The organism is Mucilaginibacter sp. BGA-UO-ETr-C110 (assembly GCF_059567985.1).
The window spans coordinates 6183984-6201725 of the sequence record NZ_JCAQPB010000002.1 but is presented as its reverse complement, the minus strand read 5'-3'; the positions used below and the strand labels follow the sequence as shown (position 1 = coordinate 6201725).

General features: G+C 43.6%; 19 protein-coding genes. 9 read left to right on the top strand and 10 right to left on the bottom strand.

Translation table 11 applies throughout. The annotated features are described in order from the left end of the window. Positions 1–92: 92 nt before the first annotated feature. The 7 genes from lepB (AC57BQ_RS26760) to AC57BQ_RS26730 all read right to left on the bottom strand — a co-directional run bounded on the left by lepB (AC57BQ_RS26760) (position 93) and on the right by AC57BQ_RS26730 (position 7809). The gene (gene lepB, locus AC57BQ_RS26760; RefSeq protein ID WP_496409151.1) at positions 93–1574 is read right to left on the bottom strand and encodes a signal peptidase I; all 1482 of its coding nucleotides are present in this window, start codon (positions 1572–1574) and stop codon (positions 93–95) included. A gap of 23 nt (positions 1575–1597) precedes the next feature. Continuing rightward, on the bottom strand, positions 1598–2746 hold the full coding sequence (gene lepB, locus AC57BQ_RS26755) for a signal peptidase I (RefSeq protein ID WP_496409150.1): 1149 nt from the start codon (positions 2744–2746) through the stop codon (positions 1598–1600). Between the two features lie 196 nt (positions 2747–2942). After that, a complete protein-coding gene (lepB, locus tag AC57BQ_RS26750) occupies positions 2943–4394 on the bottom strand; it encodes a signal peptidase I (RefSeq protein ID WP_496409149.1) in 1452 nt (483 codons plus the stop codon). Between the two features lie 15 nt (positions 4395–4409). Next, positions 4410–5156 (bottom strand): 4-hydroxy-tetrahydrodipicolinate reductase, encoded by a 747-nt coding sequence (dapB, locus tag AC57BQ_RS26745; protein WP_090471101.1) that lies wholly within the window; start codon positions 5154–5156, stop codon positions 4410–4412. 115 nt (positions 5157–5271) lie between these two features. Next, positions 5272–5958 carry a DUF5683 domain-containing protein gene (locus tag AC57BQ_RS26740; protein ID WP_496409148.1) on the bottom strand — a complete coding sequence of 229 codons (687 nt, stop codon included), beginning with the start codon at positions 5956–5958 and terminating at the stop codon, positions 5272–5274. A 120-nt stretch (positions 5959–6078) separates the two neighbouring features. After that, positions 6079–7002: a ParB/RepB/Spo0J family partition protein gene (locus tag AC57BQ_RS26735; protein WP_496409147.1), complete on the bottom strand. Its 924-nt coding sequence runs from the start codon at positions 7000–7002 to the stop codon at positions 6079–6081. A gap of 3 nt (positions 7003–7005) precedes the next feature. Then, complete coding sequence (locus AC57BQ_RS26730; RefSeq protein WP_496409146.1) at positions 7006–7809, bottom strand: ParA family protein; 804 nt, start codon at positions 7807–7809, stop codon at positions 7006–7008. A 312-nt stretch (positions 7810–8121) separates the two neighbouring features. Here AC57BQ_RS26730 and AC57BQ_RS26725 point away from each other — a divergent pair, with 312 nt between their 5' ends. Next, positions 8122–8643 carry an NADPH-dependent FMN reductase gene (locus tag AC57BQ_RS26725; protein ID WP_496409145.1) on the top strand — a complete coding sequence of 174 codons (522 nt, stop codon included), beginning with the start codon at positions 8122–8124 and terminating at the stop codon, positions 8641–8643. On the opposite strand, the gene AC57BQ_RS26720 is transcribed toward AC57BQ_RS26725, so the two are convergent. Then, the gene (locus tag AC57BQ_RS26720) at positions 8640–9332 is read right to left on the bottom strand and encodes a VIT1/CCC1 transporter family protein (protein WP_496409144.1); all 693 of its coding nucleotides are present in this window, start codon (positions 9330–9332) and stop codon (positions 8640–8642) included. The two genes, AC57BQ_RS26725 and AC57BQ_RS26720, sit on opposite strands and share 4 nt — an antisense overlap. 72 nt (positions 9333–9404) lie before the next feature. Next, the gene (locus tag AC57BQ_RS26715) at positions 9405–10016 is read right to left on the bottom strand and encodes a class I SAM-dependent methyltransferase (protein ID WP_496409143.1); all 612 of its coding nucleotides are present in this window, start codon (positions 10014–10016) and stop codon (positions 9405–9407) included. A gap of 140 nt (positions 10017–10156) precedes the next feature. Between AC57BQ_RS26715 and AC57BQ_RS26710 the strand changes: the two genes are divergently transcribed. The 8 genes from AC57BQ_RS26710 (at position 10157) to AC57BQ_RS26675 (ending at position 17125) form a co-directional block, all read left to right on the top strand. Continuing rightward, positions 10157–11290, top strand: a complete 1134-nt coding sequence (locus tag AC57BQ_RS26710; RefSeq protein ID WP_496409142.1) for a protein NO VEIN domain-containing protein — start codon at positions 10157–10159, stop codon at positions 11288–11290. A 216-nt stretch (positions 11291–11506) separates the two neighbouring features. Further along, positions 11507–12406, top strand: a complete 900-nt coding sequence (locus AC57BQ_RS26705) for a LysR substrate-binding domain-containing protein (protein ID WP_496409141.1) — start codon at positions 11507–11509, stop codon at positions 12404–12406. A 75-nt stretch (positions 12407–12481) separates the two neighbouring features. Continuing rightward, on the top strand, positions 12482–13492 hold the full coding sequence (locus tag AC57BQ_RS26700; RefSeq protein ID WP_496409140.1) for an NAD(P)/FAD-dependent oxidoreductase: 1011 nt from the start codon (positions 12482–12484) through the stop codon (positions 13490–13492). Between the two features lie 2 nt (positions 13493–13494). Further along, on the top strand, positions 13495–13803 hold the full coding sequence (locus AC57BQ_RS26695) for a 2Fe-2S iron-sulfur cluster-binding protein (RefSeq protein WP_076376012.1): 309 nt from the start codon (positions 13495–13497) through the stop codon (positions 13801–13803). Between the two features lie 568 nt (positions 13804–14371). Further along, complete coding sequence (locus AC57BQ_RS26690) at positions 14372–14719, top strand: antibiotic biosynthesis monooxygenase family protein (protein ID WP_496409139.1); 348 nt, start codon at positions 14372–14374, stop codon at positions 14717–14719. Positions 14720–15085: 366 nt separating this feature from the next. Then, positions 15086–15778 carry a flavin reductase family protein gene (locus AC57BQ_RS26685; RefSeq protein WP_496409138.1) on the top strand — a complete coding sequence of 231 codons (693 nt, stop codon included), beginning with the start codon at positions 15086–15088 and terminating at the stop codon, positions 15776–15778. A gap of 273 nt (positions 15779–16051) precedes the next feature. Next, a complete protein-coding gene (locus tag AC57BQ_RS26680) occupies positions 16052–16618 on the top strand; it encodes a Crp/Fnr family transcriptional regulator (protein ID WP_496409137.1) in 567 nt (188 codons plus the stop codon). A gap of 60 nt (positions 16619–16678) precedes the next feature. Further along, positions 16679–17125 carry a DoxX family protein gene (locus AC57BQ_RS26675; protein WP_496409136.1) on the top strand — a complete coding sequence of 149 codons (447 nt, stop codon included), beginning with the start codon at positions 16679–16681 and terminating at the stop codon, positions 17123–17125. On the opposite strand, the gene AC57BQ_RS26670 is transcribed toward AC57BQ_RS26675, so the two are convergent. Further along, a complete protein-coding gene (locus tag AC57BQ_RS26670; protein ID WP_496409135.1) occupies positions 17126–17707 on the bottom strand; it encodes a hypothetical protein in 582 nt (193 codons plus the stop codon). Positions 17708–17742 lie beyond the last annotated feature (35 nt).

The window sequence follows — 17742 nt, the reverse complement described above, 5'->3', positions numbered from 1 at the left end:
TTGTTTAGTAATATATATCCACAAAAAAGCCCACCCGGTAAACCAGGCAGGCTATGCAAATCTCTTATTCCCTACTCAGGAGCTTAGGGGACTTAGTGGATAATGTTAAACAACCTGCTCCACCTGATCTTGCTCAGGAAGCTGGCGTTATCGTCGATACTCATCCAGATGAACAGGGCCTTGCCCACAATATGGTCTTCGGGTACAAATCCCCAGAAACGTGAATCTTCGGAGTTATGGCGGTTATCGCCCATCATAAAGTAATAGTTCAGTTTAAAGGTGTAGGTATCGGCTTTTTTCCCGTTGATCAGGATATCCTTGCCTACCACCTGTACTTTGTTACCCTCATATATCTCAATAGCGCGACCATAAACCGGGAAGGTTAAACTATCCAGTTTTACTGTCCAGCCTTTTTTAGGTACGATGATCGGACCGTAATTATCTACGTTCCATTTAAAATTCGGGAAGTTAGGTGTGATCTTATAATTCGGGAATTTTACCGGGTAAACATCGCCATTCAACTGATCCGGCAGCCCGGCAGGTGATATATTGGGTGTAACCGATTTAATGTTCGAATACCCCTTTAAAGTATTGGCCGATGCCAGGGTTGTATTGGTGGTAAAGGTATTATCCGCCCCGGGTGCAATATCTTCCAGGTGAAGCTCATTAATCAGCTGCGGATTAATTTCGCTGCCGTCTGATTTTACCACGTAATTCATTTCACCATGCGGCGGTGTAATGGCGGGTTTGCCGTTAATCACCACCTGTGCGTTTACTACGCTCAGCGTATCGCCGGGAGTGCCCTGGCAGCGTTTAATGTAGTTTTCGCGCTTATCAACCGGGCGGTACAATGGCGAGTCGGCATCCATCGGATAGTTAAATACCACTACATCCCCTTTTTTCACATCGCTCAAGCCGGGTAAGCGGTAATAAGGCAGTTCGATGCCATCCCAATACGCTTTGGTATTGATGAGCGGCATGGTATGATGCGCAAAGGGGAAAGCGACGGGTGTCATGGGCAGGCGGGCGCCATAATTCACTTTGCTTACAAACAGGTAATCGCCAATTAACAGCGAGCTTTCCATAGATGCGCTGGGGATCACGTAGGCTTCAATAAACAAGGTACGGATCAGCGTGGCGGCTATCACCGCAAAAATAATAGCATCGGCCCATTCGCGGGCTGAGCTCTTTTTTAAAGCTAACTTGTATTTTTCCTTAAACTCCGGACTGGCAGAGGGTCCCAGATATTTGGTATCCTTGTCAAAACCCCATTTGGGCAGATATATAAATTCCAACGCTATACCGGCAAAATGCTCTCGTAAAGAAAACTTACCATATGATTTTAAAAAATCTACCATGATGCCTATCGCCACCAAAAAATTCACGCCGGGTATAAATAACAGCACCATCCACCATAATGGACGGCCGCTTAATTTGATCATGGCGTAAAAGTTATAGAAAGGAATAACAGCTTCCCAGCCGGGCCTGCCGCCCTTTTCAAACAATTTCCATAAGCCTATATAAGGCAATATGATCAGTATTATAAATGCAATTACAAATTCTACAACGTTCACTATTCTATTTTTTTAAGTACTAATTAATGTATCCCTCTAAACAACCTGCTCCAGCGTATCTTATTTACAAATGATGCGGTACTGTCAACACTCATCCAGGTAAATAAGGCCTTGCCTACTACGTGATCTTCGGGTAAAAATCCCCAATAACGCGAATCTTCGGAGTTATGGCGGTTATCGCCCATCATCCAGTAGTAGTTGAGTTTAAAAGTGTAAGTATCGGCTTTTTTATCGTTTATATAAATATCCCGGCCCACAACTTTTACTTTATTATGCTCATAAATTTCAATAGCCCTGCCATAAACCGGGAAGGTTAAACTATCCAGCTTTACTGTCCAGCCTTTTTTAGGGATAATGATGGGTCCGTAGTTATCAAGGTTCCACTTAAAAGCAGGAAAATTGGATGTTATTTTATATTGAGGATAGTCTGCCGGAAAAACAGGGCCATGTTCATCAACCATGTTTTTTAGTATAATATCAGGAGTAACCGATTTAATATTTGAATAAGCTTTTAATTTATTGGCAGAAGCCACTGTAGTATTGGTTTTGAAACCGCTATTATCATTAAAATAAGCTATATCCGTTAAATGAAGTTCATCAATTAGCTGGGGGTTTATCTGGCTGCCATCTGTACGTACCACATATGTCATTCCGCCGTGTATGGGCGTAGTCTCAGGTTTGCCATTAATATACACCTGTGCATTTACCAAACTTAAAGTATCACCGGGAGTAGCCTGACAGCGCTTGATCAGATTTTCGCGTTTATCAACAGGACGATTATATGGCGGATCGGCTTCGGTAGGTTTATTAAAAACCACAATATCGCCTTTTTTAATATCGCTGAAACCCGGCAGGCGGTAATACGGCAACTGGATACCATCCCAGTAAGCTTTAGTATTGGTTGTATAAGGTATGGTGTGATGCATAAAAGGTATGGCTACCGGCGTTATAGGCATGCGGGCGCCATAATTAACCTTGCTTACAAATAAATAATCGCCGATGAGCAGGGAGCTTTCCATCGATCCGCTGGGGATAACATAAGCCTCAATAAAAAGGGTACGTATCAACGTGGCCGCAATCACCGCGAAAATTATAGCGTCACCCCATTCACGCAGGGCGCTCTTTTTCTTTTTAGGCTTGCTTTTATCTTTTTTCCAGAATTTCCAATTCATATTTCAAATGTGCAGATTTCAAATATGCAGATGTGCAAATGATAGATGTGCAAACGTGCAGATTTTTTTAAAAGTATGTATTTATTTTTTATTCCCTATGACTACTATGTAAGCTATATGTTACCAAGCATTTGCACATTTGAATCAGCATATCTATTTTATCATCTGCACATCTGAAATCTGCACATTTGCACATCTATTTTATGATCCTCATTACCCTGCTCCACCTGATCTTGTTAAGCGACGGCGATGTGGCGTCCCAGCTCATCCATACAAACAGGGCCTTGCCAACAATATGATCTTCGGGAACAAAGCCCCAAAAGCGCGAATCTTCTGAGTTATGGCGGTTATCGCCCATCATCCAGTAATAGTTGAGCTTAAAGGTATACGTGCTGGCCGGTTTACCATTGATACTGATATTACCACCATTTACCTGCAGTTTATTCTGTTCATAAACTTCAATGGCCCGGCGATAGATGGGCAGTGTAAGGCTGTCGAGCTTTACCGTCCAGCCTTTTTTGGGGATAATGATGGGACCAAAATTGTCTACATTCCACCTGAATTTAGGGTCATGCGGAAATATCTCGGGATCATACACCCCTCTGAACCGGATGTTTGGCCTAACCGACCTGATATCGGATTGTTGCTTTAACAATGTGGCCGCTCGCGCGGTCATGTTCATCATAAAATCCTGATTGGTAAACTGCTGAATATCTGACAGGTGCAGATCGTAAGCCAGCTGCCGGTTAAAGCTACTGCCATTGTTACGTACCATGTATTCCATTTCGCCACGGGGTGGTGTAATTGCGGCTTTGCCATTTACATACACTTGCGCGTTAAGCAGGCTCAGGGTATCGCCGGGGGTTCCCTGGCAGCGTTTTATATAGTTTTCGCGTTTATCAACCGGGCGGTAATAGGGCGAATCGGCATCCATGGGGTAGTTAAATACCACCACATCGCCCTTTTTTATATCGCCAAAACCGGGCAAGCGGAAATACGGTAGCTTGATGCCGTCCCAATAAGCCTTGCCACCGGTAAGCGGCATGGTATGGTGTGCAAAGGGGAAGGCAACTGGTGTCATGGGCAGGCGCGCACCATAATTTATTTTGCTCACAAACAAAAAATCGCCCACGAGCAGGGAGCTTTCCATGGATGGCGTGGGGATGGTATAGGCTTCGATAAAAAGCGAACGGATAAGCGTGGCGGCAACTACCGCGAAGATAACCGCTTCGGCCCATTCGCGGGTGGTGGATTTATGAAGATCCTTGTAGTGTTCTTCATGAAAATCGACACTTGCCGATGGACCCAGGTAGCGTGTACTTTTATCAAAACCCCATTTGGGCAAACAAATAAAAGGTACAAGGGTAACCGCCGCGTTCTGGCTTATTTTAAATTTGCCGTATGATTTGATAAAATCAACCGCTATGCCTACACCAACAATAATGTTGATGCCGGGTATAAGCAACAGCAACAATAGCCACCAGGGCCTGCCACTAAGTTTGAGCATGATATAGATACTGTAAACCGGAATGAGCGATTCCCAACCCGGACGACCGGCTTTTTCAAATAGTTTCCATAAGCCGATAGTAATTAAAATCATTATCGGCCCGGCAGTTAAGCAAAAGGCGGTATAAGTTGCTATATCCATTTAAAAATAGCGGTGCTATTTAAAATCAAACATAGCATCAACAGAATAGAAACCTTTTTTATTGTGCAGCCACTCGGCAGCCAGAACCGCGCCCAGGGCAAAACCGTTACGGTTATGGGCGGTATGTTTAAATTCGATGGTATCTACTTCGGAGTCGTAAATAACGGTATGCGTACCCGGAACGCTGTCGATACGTAAAGACTCGATGAGCAACTGGTTATTGGAAACCGCGTCGTCGTCACTCTTATCATCGGTAGTTAAAACGTTAACCCATTCAGATTTGGTCTCCAGGTTTTCCAGGATACCTTCGGCTATGGTGATGGCTGTACCACTGGGCGAGTCGAGCTTTTGGGTATGATGAATTTCTTCTACCTGCACATCATAATAAGGATAGTTATTCATCACCTTGGCCAACAGTCGGTTAACATGAAAAAATATATTTACGCCGACGCTAAAGTTTGAGCCGTACAACAAGGTGCTGTTGTTTTCCTGACAAAGCTGTTTTATTTCGGGGATCTGATCGTACCAGCCGGTTGTACCAACTACAATGGGTACGCCCGCGCTAAAGCATTGCTTAATGTTACCTAATACTGATGCCGGCATGGTAAATTCAATAGCCACATCGGCTTTTTGTAAGTTTTCAACCGTCAGATCATCCAGGGTGTCGTGATCTATCGTTAATACAATTTCATGTTTGCGGCTAATGGCGATCTTCTCGATGATCTTGCCCATTTTTCCATAACCCAGTAATGCAATTTTCATAATTTTTATATTGGTATCAAGTAGCTAGTATCAAGACCCCTGTATCTGGCATAGTTAGATTTTAAAAATCTTGATACTTGATACTAACTACCTGATACTAAAATTCGATACTATCCTAAAACGTAAAGGTAATTTTTATCGACGGAATATAAGAAGGATTAGCACTTTGTGCAAAAAGTGGCTGGTTCATTAAACCAGGGGTAACTTTCATATTCATGCCCAGGTTATTATCAACCGTATAGGAATGTATGAATTTAGCATCGATATAGGCATCAATGGTTTGGATACCCCAGAAAGCTAAAATACCCAGGATGCTCAAATCGCGGTTACGTCTGTAGCCATCAAGCTCGCTGATGATGCTGGCATCGGGTACATTATATTGAGCATATAGCTGGTATTCGGCATAATACTTTTGACCGGGCGTGGGGGCTATACCCTGCTTTCGGTAATTGTATATCGCCAGATCCTGGTTATAATATTTTTGGTTAAATATAACCGCCGAAACCAAAAGCCCTATACCGCCATAAACGATAGGCACTTTCCACCAGCGATGATTGTATAGCTGGCCCCATCCCGGCACCATTAAGGAGTGCATGACAGCTTTGTGCGGACTATGCAAGCTATCGGGGTGATAGGCTTTTTCTTTTCTGATGGGTGGCGCAAAGGAGCCGGGGGCTGTATTCGATGCTTTTTTTAAAGTATCGCTTTTACCAGACTTCGCGGTATCCGGTCCAAGCCCCTGTGCTTTCGCCGTTAAGGCAAATACCGAAACCAAACCAATAACAAGCAGGAATTTATACATCTTTTAATTAATATTTATACGTATCAAGTAGTTAGTATCAAGTATCAAGACCGCTTCAAAAAAGCGACAATAATAGCTTTTAAAAATCTTGATACTTGATACTAACTACTTGATACTAAATCACCAATCCAGCATCTCGAGGATCCGGCCCAGATCATCTTCTGAAAGAAAAGGTATTTCAATAACACCGCTTCCTTTGTTGCCTACCTTGAGTTTTACCCTTGTACTAAACTTTGAAGCCAGATCGTCCTGTATTTTTTGCAGCTGGTATGATACCGGTTCGGGTTGTTTACCTTCCTTCTTTGCCGGCGACTTCTGCATTTCACGAGCCAGTTCTTCAGCTTTACGAACGGATAAACCTTGCTGAATGATATGTTGATGTAAATATAATTGTTTGGCGGGATCGTCAATAGTGATCAAAGCCTTGGCATGGCCCATAGTAAGCCCACCATCGCGGATGGATGCCTGTATGCTTGGAGGCAACTTTAACAGACGTAAGTAATTGGTTACGGTTGAGCGATTTTTACTCACCCTGTCGCCCAGTTCTTCCTGTTTCAGGTTACACTCCTCGATCATCCGCTGAAAGCTGAGGGCCACTTCAATGGCATTCAGGTTTTCGCGCTGAATGTTCTCGATCAGGGCCATTTCCAGCATTTGCTGGTCGTTGGCCGTACGCACATAGGCGGGGATCTGCGTTAAGCCGGCTATTTTTGAAGCACGGAAACGGCGCTCGCCCGATATGAGTTGGTATTTATGCGCGTTGATGCGCCTTACCGTAATGGGTTGTATTAGGCCCTGTAATTTGATGGAGTCGGCCAGTTCGGCCAGTGCCTGTTCGTCAAAATCGGTACGGGGCTGAAAAGGGTTTACCTCAATTTCAGCCAGCTGTATCTCATTTACCGAGCCCAGGCTGTTAACCTCCACAGCTGATGTGGAGGCTTCTTTATCTTTGTCCTTAGTTTTATTATAAGGTTGTACGTTTACAGAATCATTCAACAGCGCACTTAATCCTTTGCCCAGGGCATTTCTTCTTTCACTACTCATTGGTTACACGGTTGCTGTTGCGGCTTTCGTCTCGTTCTTGGTCAGGCCGTTCTTTTCAATAATTTCGCGGGCCAGGTTTAAATAATTGATGGCGCCTTTACAGGTAGCATCGTGCATAATTACCGATACACCAAAGCTTGGCGCCTCGCTTAAACGGGTGTTACGCTGAATGATGGTATCAAAAACCATATCCTCAAAATGCGTTTTTACCTCATCAACCACCTGATTACTCAGACGTAAACGCACATCATACATGGTGAGCAATATACCTTCAATTTCCAGCTGCGGGTTCAGGCGCGACTGTACAATTTTGATGGTGTTAAGCAATTTACCCAAACCCTCCAAGGCGAAATACTCGCACTGTACGGGGATGATTACCGAGTTGGCAGCGGTTAAGGCGTTAATAGTGATCAAACCTAATGATGGCGAGCAGTCGATAATAATAAAGTCATACTCGTTTTGTATGGCTTCAAATACCTGTTTCATTTTATACTCGCGTCCGCTCAGATTGATCATCTCTATCTCGGCACCTACCAGGTCGATATGAGCCGGCAGCAGGTCGAGATTAGGGGTATCCGTTTTCTGGATAGCCTCATGTGGGTCAACCTGGTTAATGATGCACTCGTAAATACTATTCTTGATGTTACGGGGATCGAAACCGATACCCGATGTTGAATTAGCCTGCGGATCCGCATCAACCAACAAGGTTTTAAAATCTAATACGGCCAAACTTGCGGCCAGATTTATAGATGATGTAGTTTTTCCTACGCCACCTTTCTGGTTGGCTAAAGCAATTATTTTACTCATTCTATATCCTTACAAAATTTATATTACAATGATTTATAACAACGAAAAATAGAACCGGAAATTTCTACTTTCGTAAAAGTTTTTGTCCGGTGCTAAAGATACGGATTTAAAACTATTCCGAAATCCACAGGTTTTGGCAATTTACAAACAAATTTCAATTAGTGAATTAGTGATTTAGCGAGTTAGTGAGTGCCGTAAGTACTGATTATTAACACCAAAGGCATCAAATTTATTATTAATTAAAAAATCATCAATTCAACGATTAAAATAATTCACTAAATCACTAATTCAATAATTCACTAAATAAAGTAAATGATCACTATTATATCATCAACTAACCGCCCCGGGAGCCATACGCTTAAACTTGCTAAATATTATCAGCAAAAATTGAGTGAGAAAGGCCTTGAGGCGGGTATATTTTCATTGGCCGATCTGCCCGCAAACGTAATACAAACTGATCTTTACGGGAAACGCAGCCCGGAGTTCGGGCCTATACAAGACCTGATCAGTCGCACCGATAAATTCATATTTATTATTCCCGAATACAATGGCAGTTTCCCGGGTGTACTGAAAGTATTGATGGATGCCTGCGATTTTCCGGCCAGCTTTTATGATAAAAAAGCCGCGCTGGTTGGCTTGTCATCGGGCAAATATGGCAATATCAGGGGTATTGATCATTTTACCGGGGTTTGCCATTACATGCACCTTAACATCATGTCCTTAAAAATCCACATCTCCTCCATCAATAAAGAAATGGATAAAGAAGGTAACCTTTTAAATGCCGATACTTTAAAGTTTACCGACGAGCAAATAGATAAGTTTATTAAGTTTTAATGCGCCCCGTTGATCAGTTTAGCCATGCCAAATGCGGCTGCCGCGGCCAGTGCACCGATTAGTAATACTTTCAGCGCCCCCTTGATGGCGGGCTGCCCGGTTACCTTGCTTTTGAAATAGCCGAAAACAAACAGGCAGATCATGGTAATACCACAGGAGTAATACAAAGCCTGGGTAGAATCGGCGATAAAAAAATAGGGAGAGAGCGGGATAATGCCTCCAACAATATAAGATAAACCTATGGTGATGGCGCTTTGTGTAGCACGATTGGCTTTGGGCTCTTCCAGTCCCAGTTCATAGCGCATCATAAAATCAACCCATTTATCTTTGTCTTTGGCCATTTCTTCGGCAACCTCATTCTGTAGTTTTTCGGACAGACCGAAAGCCGCGAATACTTCTTTTACTTCCGCTTTTTCCTGCTCGGGCACTTTTTCAACCTCCTCATACTCCCGTTTCAGTTCAGAGGCATAATGATCAACTTCGGTGCGACCGGCTAAAAAGCCACCCAGGCCCATAGCGATGGAACCCGCCACAATTTCGGCTATGCCGGCTGTGATTACAATACCCGATGAATTTACCGCCCCGCTTAAACCCGCGGCCAGCGCAAAAGGTACCGTTAAGCCATCAGACATGCCAATAACAATATCCCTGATGGTGTCTGAGCTTTGTAAATGATGTTCGTGATGCATAATGATAAATGTACCTGCATTAAGCTTAGTAATCGGTATAAATAACTATTTGTTATTAGTTTGAATTAAACTTTACTGCTTTTGCACACACCAGGTGGTCATGCAACGCAGGTTTTGCACATTGGTGGTTTTGATAGGTTCATAAAGGGAGCCGCCTAATTCGGCGGTGTAGCGGAGCAGCGTTTGCTCGTTCACCAAAAAACGCTCAGAACCATCGGGCAGCAGGTAGCGACCATTACCTCTGCTTACTACCAGTTCTTCGATACCAATATCCGATGCCAGGCGCGCAAACAGATAACCGCCGGGTTTCAGCACCCGCCACAGGGAGCGCACCATGCGATCAAAATGCTGTTCGTTTTTGGCAAAATGTAATACGGCGCTGCAGATCACCAGGTCGAAAAAATCACCGGCCCAGGGCATATCCTCCACTCCCGATACCCGGAATTTGTTGAGCGCATGTGTGGATGAAAGTTTTGCCGAGAGCTGCCTTACCGCCTCCACGGCTTCTACACTTTGATCGATGCCATACACATCAAAGCCATTCTGCATAAAATATACCAGGTTGCGTCCGCCGCCGCAACCGGCATCCAGTACGGTTTCGCAATGGTCAAAGCGCCCTTTCAATAACTGATCAAACAAATAGATATCAATATTGCCGAAGCTTTGCTGCAGGTTGTCTTGCATAGGGTGATGATTTGGAGGGGAAATTAAGGAATTTTGGGAGGAGGCTTTACAATAGCTCAATTAATTACCATTTCATAAGTATATTTAACATCAGTTAATCTTCTTATAATTACTTCTTTTAACAATTCTAGCAATATAAAATGAGCCTAATCATCACGAAAAAAGATTTGGAGTTTGTAGCAGATTTAGATAATAGAATCTATTTGAATAAATCTTTAGAAACTGCAGCCACATTACAAGAAAAAGAAAGATACAATTTAGTTAAAAAGAAATTAAAGGATATTGCACAACATTTTCACGATAAATACAATGATTATTATGGACCATTTAATATCGCTATATCTAGTGGGAATCAATTAAATATGCAAAGTAAATTAAGAAGGCCTTGGTCTGGAATTTACAAGGGTAATACTAATAAACAATATGCAGCTCAAATTAGTTTTGTAATAAATCCAAAGAGCTCTTGTCTTGATGTTGGTTTCTATTTTGGAAGAGTTTCGGCTAGAGACTTACCTACTGAGTTAAGATCAAAGTATTACAATCAGCTATTAAATATTTCCAACACCCTTTCATCTGAAATTTCTAATGACACCCAACTAGGGTCCATTTATAATAATTTGTTTGATTATGGCTATAAAGCCTTTAATAACAATTCTAGGCTATCTCCAGCCCAATGGCTAGAAAAAATAAAAACTAATCCTGAAAACTCTGAGATTACATATAGTATTTATCCATCAGCCGACGGCCTCATAGAATTAAGTGTGATTGATTTATTTGTCTCTTTAATTATCAGTTTAATGAACCCGATTCCTTTACAGGAAGGAGACAATCACATCCAAAAGAAAAAACCATACAAGCCTCTTACCCCAGAACAAAGAGCAAAGCAAGCTGAGAGAAGAACACTAATTGGAACTAAAGGAGAATTACACGCGCTCGAGCATGAAAAAAACAGATTAATTAATAATAATATCACTGATCGACGCTATCCAGAGCACGTTGCTCTTAAATCTATGGACTATGGTTATGATATTTTGTCTTGTGAGAATATTGGAAATGAAATTTTTATTGAGGTTAAAACAACAACGAGATTGAAGAACGACCCTGATTCAAATAAATTTTTTATATCTGTAAATGAATATGAATATTATAAGAACAATAAAAGTAAATATAAATTATACAGAGTTTACGACATAGAAGGCTCTCCTGACTTAGAAATAGTTAATATGGATTTTGTAGAAATTAAACCTAATATTTACTTTGCTACAATAAAATAAACGCAATCGCCAATCTTATTTTCCCCTGTAACATTTCCCCCCAAAATAAATCTCATAGGTATGGAAACATTCATCTACCTCAGTACAAGAATTATCTCGGTATGTTGTCTGGCTGTAATTGCCTTTACTTCGGCTCCTTTTGCCAACCTTATGAAATGTTCGCGGGAGCAATAGTTCCATCCTGTTTTCTGCCATAAAACCACTAATTTTAACCCAATGATTTTTGATTTCAGGTTAAAGGTTTTTTATACAGTTGCACAAAGGCTCAGTTTTACCAAAGCTGCCCATGAGCTGTACATTACCCAACCGGCGGTTACCAAACATATTAAAGAGCTGGAGCAGCAGTTGAACATACAGCTGTTTAAGCGCAATGGCAACAATATAGCGCTTACCGTAGCGGGTAAAGTACTGGTTCAATACGCCGAAAAGATCTTCCAAACTTATACCGAACTCGAAACCGAACTGGCCCAGCTCAACAATATGGAGGCCGGTACGCTGCACATTGGCGCCAGCACTACCGTGGCCCAAACTATTTTACCCAAGATATTGGCGCTGTTCAAAAAAACATATCCCGATGTTACCTTCAACTTTATACAGGGTAATACCGACTATATTTCGCAGCTGATCCTCGACGAAAAAATTGATGTGGCTATTGTAGAAGGTGCCGCCCATTCGCCCCAGCTGGCCTACTCCCCTTTTGCCAAGGACGAGATCGTTCTGGTGACCCGGGCCAACAATAAGTTATCCAAAAAGCAGGAGATCAGTCCCAAACAATTACTGGATATACCACTGGTGCTGCGCGAAGCTGGTTCGGGCACGCTCGACGTGATCTTTAATGCCCTGGCCAATGTACAGATCAACCCCAAGGACCTGAACATCGAGATACAGCTGGAAAGCAGCATCGCTATCAAGCAATACCTGTTATACTCAGATACCGCTACCTTCCTATCTATCCAATCGGTATTAAGTGAGCTGAAATACAATGAGTTGAGCATTATTGAAATAAAAGGAATGGAAATTTTCCGCACTTTTCAGTTCATCCAGCTGCATGGCAAAAACAGCAAACTGATCGATCTTTTTAAGCGTTTTTGCCTCGCTAACTATAACCTGAAGTAATTGCGCATTACTAAATATCATTTGATTTCTGAATGACCTATTACCACATTTGAGTGCTTAATAAAAAGCACTTTTATGGAACACATCAATACCGATATTTGCATTATAGGCGCGGGCCCTGTTGGTTTATTTGCTGTTTTTGAAGCGGGTTTACTCAAAATGCGCTGCCATTTAATTGACGTGCTGCCGCAGGTTGGCGGTCAGCTTTCTGAAATATATCCTCACAAACCTATTTACGATATTCCCGGTTACCCGGATATTACCGCCCAGCAGCTGGTTGACAGGCTTATTGAGCAGGGAGCGCCCTTCCACCCTACTTTTAGTTTGGGCGAACGGGTTGAAACATTAACTAAAAACGACGATGGCTCTTACTTTATAAAAACCAACGACGGCACTACCGTACATTGCCAGGTGGTAGTAATAGCTGGTGGCCTGGGCTGTTTTGAGCCCCGCAAACCGGAAATTGACCGCCTGTTGGAATTTGAAGGCAAGGGCGTGGCCTATATGGTTAAAAATCCCGAAGCCTTGCGTGGTCGCAAAGTGGTGATTGCCGGTGGTGGTGATTCGGCGTTGGACTGGGCCATATTTTTGGCCGATGTGGCCGAACGGGTTACGCTGGTGCACCGGGGCGATACTTTCCGCGGTACACCGGATGCTGCCGAAAAAGTTTTTGAACTGGCCAAACAAGGCAAGATCGGCCTGATCCTGAAATCAAACGTAGTAGCTTTAACCGGCGAAGGGCATCTGCAGGAGGTTACTTTATTGGATCGTAATAACGAAGTAAGCCATATTGCTGCTGATCACCTGATCCCGCTGTTTGGCCTCAGCCCTAAATTGGGACCAATTGCCAACTGGGGTCTCAACATCGATTTTTCGGCCATCGTGGTGAACACCCGCGATTACAGCACCAGCGTAGAACGGATTTATGCCATTGGCGATATCAATACCTATCCCGGTAAATTAAAGCTGATACTTTGCGGCTTCCATGAGGCGGCATTGATGGCTCAAAGCGCCTTTAAATACGTTTACCCCGAACAAAAACTAAGTTTCAAATACACCACCGTTTACGGCGTAACCGAGTTTTAGCCATGATCAACTTAATAATTGAAGACCGTGAAGGTCATCGCGCCCCGGTCGAGATTCCAGAGGGCATCAACCTGAGTTTGATGGAAGTGCTCAAAGCGTCGGAATACGAGATACTGGCTACCTGTGGTGGCATGGCCCTGTGCGCCACCTGCCATGTACAGGTAGTGGAAGGTCCCGAACAATATTTTACCCCTACTGATAATGAGCTCGACATGCTCGACACCCTGCCCAATGCCGGTCCGGACAGCCGCCTGGCCTGCCAGATCCACCTGAGTGAGGAAATGGATGGGATGGTGTTTAGATTACTTTAAGTTATGTGCAAAATTTTCGTACACTAAGTAAACTTGACATATTTTAACAATTTAAGCGATCAAAAAGATCGCTTTTTGATGTAAAACGTTCAAAAATGGACCATTTTAACACTTTTTAACAAATAGGGGAAATATGGGCAAAATTGATACACTAAGTTATCGTGCTAAAACAGGGAAATTTGTCCTGGCGGCGAAGACTCACCCCGTCTGCGCTGGACGGCCCTCTCTTCGGCTTCGCCGCAAAGAGGGTTACTTACCCACACGTCATTGCGAGGTACGAAGACAACCGACCGGAGGGAGCTCATTAATACCAACAAAAACCAACACAATATTAATAATCCCCGATTTGTAGAGCCACTCTGTATAGCATAGAGATTGCTTCGTACCTCGCAATGACGTTACTTTTTGATATCCTTCAAAAACCCCTCTTTCCGCCGCAGGCGGAGAGAGGGTGGTCAAGCGAAGCGATGACCGGGTGAGTCGGCTATTGAACACTTCATCCCAACCCGAAATATCCCTCCCCAAATTACCCTACCTTTGATCTGTTATATCATCAAAAACAAATAAAATGGTAGCCGTAATTTTTGAAGTGATGCCCGCGGAGGGTAAAAAGCAGGAATACCTGGACATAGCCGCCGATCTGAAACCAACGCTGGTAACTATTGATGGTTTTATTTCGATAGAACGGTTTCAAAGCCTGACCGATCCGGATAAAATATTATCCTTATCCTTTTGGCGCGATGAGGAAGCTGTTAAGCAATGGCGTAATGTGGAGCTGCACCGGGACGCCCAGGCCAAAGGCCGCGACTATGTGTTTAAAGATTATCATTTACGCATAGCGCATGTGGTGCGTGATTACGGCATGTTTGACAGGAAAGAGGCGCCTCAAGACAGCAAGCAGGCCCATCATGGATAACGAAAAAGGCCTGTCAGTCTGAGCTTGTCGAAGAACACGCGCAGAGGCCTACCCACCATGGTTCGACGGGCTCACCATGACACCCCTCCTTTATGTCATTGCGAGGAGGTACGACGAAGCAATCTCCTCACGCGCCTCTACTTAGGATGAGGTTGCCACGCTGCGCTCGCAATGACATATTCTATAAATAACTGAGTTTTCCTTTACAACATGTCATTTCCCTTTCAGATTTTCACCAAATTTTATAAATCAGGATGACGCAAAGCTGACCAAACACCGCAAGTTCCGGGTTTCATAGGGGCATATCATTTGGCAATTTTGAATAAGCAAATAAGCATATTCAACAATTATCAAAACGATATCATCATGCATAAAATAAGCGAACCCGCCATCCTGTACTTCGGCACCCCGGTAGTACTCATCAGTACCCTGAACGAGGATGGATCATATAATTTAGCGCCCATATCATCGGTTTTCTGGCTGGGCTGGCGTTGTATCATCGGTATGGCTACCACCTCCAAAACGGTGCAAAACCTGAGGCGTACCGGGCAGTGCGTTTTAAACCTACCATCGGTAAATGAGGTACAGGCGGTGAATAACCTGGCCCTAAAAACCGGCATGAACCCGGTACCAGAGGCCAAACAAGGTCGTGGTTATTATTATGAGCCCGATAAGTTTGGCGTTGCGGGACTAACACCCGTACCATCGCAAAAAGTGGCCGCACCACGAGCCATGGAATGCCCGGTACAAATGGAAGCCCATGTAGCCGAGATCCACCCCATTGGCGAAGACAACGACCAGCAACGCGGCCGCATCGTAACTATGGAGTTAAAAATTGTACAGGTTTACCTGGAAGAATCCATCATCATGAATGACGACCCTAACCGTGTTGACCCCGACAAATGGCGACCACTCATCATGAGTTTTCAGCAGTTTTATGGTCTGGGTGAACAAGTACATGACTCCTCACTGGCCAGCATTCCGGAGTATAAATACAGGAGCCCGGATATAGAGATAGCCCGGAACATGAAAAGTATTATGGAGCCTGTGGATGCCTGACTTAGCCTCAGGGTCCTCTTCGAGAGACCCTGAGGGGACGGGGTGTCACCCTGAGCGCCGTCGAAGGGTAGAGCGCAGAGGCCTGCCCACCATGCTTCGACGGAGCATGACCTGTCTCCCTCATGTCATTGCGAGGAGGAACGACGAAGCAATCGCATACTGTACAGAGGATCTGTAAAGTTCGCGATTGCCACGCTACGCTCGCAATGACATATTTGTCTGGACCATGATTAAAACGATAAAATATTGGCCATACTGCCTATCTTCACCTTTATGGAAAAAATACGGGAATACCTGGAGCGTATTGTTCCCCTGAGCGACAGGGATTGGCAGCTGTTTTCGTCGAAATTGACCAGGCATGCATTTCCGAAGAAAGCGGTGCTTTTAAAAACAGGACAAACAGAAAATTATCTGTCGTTTATGGAAACGGGTATGGTGCGTTATTATATCCCTAAAGACGAGAATGATGTAACCTTTACCTTTGCTTTTGCCGATAGCTTTATCAGCGCTTATGACTCCTTTTTAACCCGGCAGCCATCGCACTATCAGATCCAGACATTGACTGATACCACGTTATGGCGATTAACTTATGATGATCTGCAGGATATTTACAGGGAGACGGAAGTTGGCCAAACCATAGGTCGCCATGCCAGCGAAGCCATCTTCCTGAGCAAATCCAAACGCGAGCTATCCTTATTAAATGACAGTGCCGAACAACGTTACCGGAATTTATTTATCGAGCAACCGCAGCTCATCAGGCAGATCCCCTTAAAATATATTGCCTCCTACATCGGCGTTACACCACAGGGATTAAGCAGGATCCGCAGGCGCATTACTTAACTTAGGTTCATTGTTTGTTGCCCGGGGTATCTCCACATTTGTATCAAATAAAACACGCACATGAAAGTATTGATCATATTGCTCGGCACCTTTGGCATAGGCCTCGTAATTACTAAATTATCCGGTGATTTTAATATAAAACTATCCGCCCAGATAGCTATGGCGGTGATGATGGCCTTTACCGCTCTCGGGCATTTTAAATTTACGCAGGGTATGACCATGATGTTACCTTCATTTATCCCCTATAAAAAACAAGTAGTATATATTACCGGTGTTATAGAAATAGCAGCAGCTGCAGGTTTGCTTATTCCGGCTACCCGTACATTGACGGCCTGGTGCCTTATCCTGTTTTTTATTGTGCTTACCCCGGCTAATATCAATGCCGCCATAAAACATCTCAATATGGAAAAAGCCACGTTTGATGGCCCCGGGCCAGCGTATTTACGATTTCGGATACCCTTGCAGCTTTTGTTTATAGCCTGGGTTTACTGGAGCTGTTTGTTGTAGTTACTTTTTCACAAACTGCTTTAATACTTTGCGTTCCATACGACTATCAGGCCACATCGTTATTTTATAATGATCCTGCCCTTCGTCGGCCTCGGGATCCACATTGTTTAAACCAGACGAATAAACCCTTACGCGATATTTGCCAGGTTTGATGATGAGTTTGAGGTACGATTTATAATCCGGGAAATTAAGCACCTGCAACAAACCCGATTGAATGGTGATGCCGGCTTCAACCACATGATCATACTGGCTAAAATTCGTTTGAGGATCGGCGCTATCCAATATTTCCAGATCGGCTTTTACATGGCCGTAGCTTTCTATCCCGATACCCAGGATATCGTAATCAACTCCTAATCTGTCGCGGTAAGCTTCCGGTGTCCAGAAAGTATCGGAGCCCGTATTACTTTTATAAGCCGAATCGCAAAGATAAAACTGGTTATGTTTGGTAAAAAAATCGAGCCGGTATTTCCCGGAAGGTTTTGCTGTAAATGCTAAACCAGCTACAGATAGAAGGATAAAAATGCAAACGATAAGAAAAAAGGATTGGGAACTTATCTTCCTTATTTCCCATCTTCTTATCATTTGCATTTGTTTTTTCTTGATTCCTGATTCTTATT